The sequence below is a fragment of the Nocardioides sp. AN3 genome, assembly GCF_054653495.1.
Genome location: NZ_BAAIGC010000123.1, coordinates 1 through 214 on the forward strand (window position 1 = coordinate 1; position 214 = coordinate 214).

Consider the following 214-nt stretch of genomic DNA (forward strand, 5'->3'; position numbering starts at 1 on the left):
GGTCATCACCGGCTACGGCACCATCGAGGGACGCCAGGTCTGTGTCTTCTCCCAAGACTTCACCGTCTTCGGTGGCTCCCTGGGCGAGGTCTACGGCGAGAAGATCACCAAGGTGATGGACCTCGCCGTCAAGACCGGCTCCCCCATCATCGGGATCAACGAGGGCGCCGGCGCCCGCATCCAAGAAGGCGTGGTCTCCCTCGGTCTCTACGGC

1 protein-coding gene is annotated in these 214 nt (G+C 64.5%); it reads left to right on the forward strand.

Translation table 11 applies throughout. The features are described from left to right. Nucleotides 1-214, forward strand: a 214-nt coding sequence (locus ACYQ1K_RS28080; protein WP_459986915.1) for a carboxyl transferase domain-containing protein, incomplete at both ends; no start/stop codon positions are given.